Here is a 4,156-nt window from a genome sequence, read left to right on the forward strand (position 1 = left end):
AACAGACAATAAGGAAGGCAAAAAGGATTTTCTAAATATGCTAGAAAAATACAGTGTTGAAGAGCTTTTATATACAGATATAAAGGACAAACCTATAATAATAGACGATAAATGTGAGATGTACGTTACTTTTAAAATGGGACTAAATGCTCTAGCTGAAATTTTAGATTACTCTACAATAAGAATGGATAAGCTGATTTTATTTATAAAGGACAGACTTGTTTTAGAAGAGGAGGAAAAAGCACTTGTCGATTATGTGGCGTTTTACGTTAGATATTTGATAAATGAAACTCCAAATATAACGTTGAGAGAGGTTTTAGATGTTTTATCAGATAATACAAATAAGGTATTCAACCATATAATAGATGTAGTATACGAGATAAACGGATACGAGCCACAGCCTGGAAGTATAACAGTTTGTAATTACCACAAATCAAAGGGAATGGAGTGGGATTGTGTATTTTTACTTCAACTAACTCAGTATAATTTCCCGGATAATATAAATGGAAAATTCCAGTGTGATAAATGGTATTTAAAGGATAAATACAAAAATACAGAGGCATTGATTAAAAGTCAGATAGATTTTATTGTAAATGGAAAATTGACAGAAAATCACTATAAACAGACTAAAATCGATTTGATAAATGAGAAAATCAGACTATTATACGTCGGAATTACTAGAGCAAAGGAAATGCTCATAATGTCCGGTAGCAGTTTCAAAACAGAAGAAGACAACAAAAAGCAAGAGCAAATGCCTTGTCTATATTTGAGAAAATTAAATGAAATAATAAAACAAGAAAGGGGTATGATTAAATAATGAATGAAAAACTTAAACACTTTATATACAGTCAAAATTCACTTAATACGTTTAAATCATGTCCTTTGAAATTTAAATATAAATACATAGATAATATAAATTGGAAGTTCGAGGGTGTAGAGAGCAGGGAATACTACAAGGGCTTAAAAACAGGAAGTGAATTTCACTTATTGTGTGAAAGGTATTTTAAAAATATTCCAATCGGAGAAAATATAAGTGAGGAGTTTAAAGCTTGGATAGAAAAGGTAAAAAGCTTGATTCCAATCGATTCTTCAAAGGTTTATCTACCTGAGTACGAGGTTAGAACTAAAATATCGGGAAGCTATCTATCCGCAAAATACGATTTGGTGATAATCGGTGAAGACAGTATAGAAATTTGGGACTGGAAGACAGAATCTCAAAAAACTAGCTATAAAAATATCGAAAATAGAATGCAGACAGTAGTTTATATGTATTTAGCAAAGGAGATTATTGCTAAAATATATAAAAAGGATATTCCATATGAAAATATAAGTATGAATTACTTTAGATTGAAAATAGATGATAAACCTATAACTATAACTTACACAGAAGAAAAACATATCAGAAATAAATCTATTATAGAAAATTATATAAATAATATAGACAACATAGACTTCGACGGGTATATAGATAAAAACAAAAAACATTGTAAATATTGCGAGTTTAACAAGCTATGTAACAATCAATCTATAAATTACGAAATGATAAAGGAGGAGGAGTGATGGGACTTAGATTTGTATTTGGAAGAGGTGGCAGTGGAAAGAGCACCTATCTATTAAATGAAATAAAAGCGCGAGTTCAAGATGATGAGACAACGCCTGTTGTGCTATTAGTTCCAGAACAGTACTCTTTTGAAATGGAGAAAAAGGTAAGTTCACTGTATTTAGGAGAGCAAAAGGATAAATACATGAGAACTAGAGTATTTTCATTTAATACTATGAGTGCATTCGTGTTTACTCAAGCGGGTGGTCTAACAGACGTAAATATAAATTCAAGCGGTAAGGCGATGATAACGTATAAGGCAATTGAAAATGTCGTGAATGACTTAAATGTATTTTCAAAGGCAGCTACACAAACTGGATTTGTAGGAGCTATAAGTGAGATGATAAGCGAGCTAAAGCAGTACAACGTAAATTACGATATGCTCGAATATATTTCAGAGGATATACAAAACGAGACGCTTAAATTAAAGCTAAAGGATATAAGCAAGATTTACGAGGCGTTTGAAAAGCAATTACATGAAAATTATATAGATTCTCAGGATATGCTAGGATCATTGGCGCAGAAATTGGAGAAGACTACTTATTTTTACGGTAGCTACATATATATAGATGAGTTTACAGGGTTTACTCCTAAGCAGTACTCTATTTTAGCAGGTTTGATGAGAAAGGCGAAGGAAGTGACGATATCTCTTACAGTAGACAGTGTGAACTATTTACAGTATAGAAAAAACGATCCTTTTTCAAGAACTAAGTATACTTACGAAAAGCTAAGAAAAATAGCTATGGATAATGGAATAAAGATAAATTCACACATCGATTTAAATAAGGGCAAGATAAAGCGATTTGAAAACAACGACGAGCTACTTCATCTAGAGAGATACTACAACGCCTATCCATATAGAGAATACGACAAGGATGTAAATTATATCAAGGTGAAGGAATTCAACAATCTATACGATGAGGTAGAGCATATCGCCAAGGAGATAGTAAACTTAGTAAGAGATAAAAACGTAAGATATAGAGATATAACTGTCGCTACTAGAGATTTAAATAAATACGACTTTTTAGTACATTCTATATTCGATGAATATGAAATACCTAATTTCATAGACAAAAAAAGAGATATAAAATCGAACCCAATAGTAGTTTTGATAACATCAGCTCTTGAAATGAAAAATAAGAGATATTCGTATGAAGTTATGTTTAGATATTTAAAGAGTGGATTTATAGGCTTGACAGTAGATGAAGTCAGTTTAATAGAAAATTACGTAATATTAAACGGAATAAAAGGTAAAAAATGGCTAGAAGAAAAATGGGAGTACAGAGCCATAAACAATTATAATTCCGATATGTCAGAGGAAGAAGCGACTACTATAGATAGGATAAATCAAATAAAAAATAGAGCGCTGAATCCGGTTTTAAAGCTACAAGAAAATCTAAAGGGCAAAAAAAGCTGCAGAGAAATATGTAGATGTATATATGATTTTTTAGTCGAATTAAATATGGAGCAAAATATATACGATTTAGTTGAAAGCTTCAAGGAAAAAGGCGAGTTAGATATAGCCAGCCAATATTCTCAGGTTTGGGATATCGTAATCGATATACTAGATCAAATCGTAGAAATAATGGGAGATGATGTAGTCTCAATAGACAAATTTGTAAAAATAATAGGGCTTGGATTCGAGGAGTACGAGCTCGGGCTAGTTCCTCCAAGTGTAGATCAAATCTTAGTAAGTAGTGTCGATAGAATGAAAAATCCAGATACTAAGTACCTTTATTTAATCGGAGTTACAGATGGAGTATTTCCTTTGATTTCAAAGGAAAAGGGAATACTTAGTGATAAGGATAGAAATACTCTATTAGATAGAGGTGTGGAGCTTGATATAGATAGTAAGACAAAGACATTTGAGGAGCAGTTTTTAGTTTACAAGGCACTGACATCTACTTCTGAAAACTTGATTTTGACTTATCCAGTTGCAGATTCAGAGGGAAAAAGCTTGAGACCTTCTATAATAATTTCTAGACTTAAAAAGATTTTTAAAAAACTAGAGGTCGAGAGCTACCTATTGGATTTAAAAAAGGAAACAGAACAGGAAATGCTAGACGAGGTAACTGTAAAATCTCCTACATTTAACAGAATGGTTAACAAAATAAAATCGTTTGACAACGGAGAAGAGATAGAAAATCTATGGTTAGACGTCTATAGATATTTTGCAAACGACGATAAGTACGGCGAAATTACGACTAAGATAATTTCAGGACTTACTTACACAAATATGGTTCAAAAGGTGTCTGAAGAAAAGATAAATAAATTATACGAAACAAATAATTTAAGTATATCTAGACTGGAAAAATACTCATCTTGCCCGTTTGCTTACTTTATCCAATACGGTCTAAAGGCACAGGAGAGAAGAGAATATTCATTTGCAGCACCAGATTTAGGTACATTTATACACAATATAATGTATGAGTTTTCAAAATCACTTGAAAAGGAAAATTTAACATGGAATGAAATTAACGAGGCTTATATAGAGAAAAAAGTAAATTCAATTGTAGATTTTATGATTTCGCAAATACCTGGTTTTATATTAAATAG

At 31.4% G+C, this 4,156-nt stretch carries 3 protein-coding genes; all 3 read left to right on the top strand.

Annotated features, from left to right (window positions below; translation table 11 throughout):
* A partial coding sequence (locus ACI3VO_RS03570; protein ID WP_439756606.1) for a 3'-5' exonuclease occupies nucleotides 1-817 on the top strand: 817 nt, incomplete at its 5' end.
* Entirely contained in the window at nucleotides 817-1,560 is a 744-nt protein-coding gene (locus ACI3VO_RS03575) for a PD-(D/E)XK nuclease family protein (protein ID WP_439756607.1), read from the top strand. The genes ACI3VO_RS03570 and ACI3VO_RS03575, both read left to right, overlap by 1 nt.
* Nucleotides 1,560-4,156 (top strand): helicase-exonuclease AddAB subunit AddB (addB, locus tag ACI3VO_RS03580; RefSeq protein ID WP_439756608.1); only part of this gene is annotated, 2,597 nt, incomplete at its 3' end. The genes ACI3VO_RS03575 and addB, both read left to right, overlap by 1 nt.

The sequence above is a fragment of the Intestinibacter sp. genome, assembly GCF_051866655.1.
In the GTDB taxonomy this organism is placed as follows: Bacteria; Bacillota; Clostridia; order Peptostreptococcales; family Peptostreptococcaceae; genus Intestinibacter.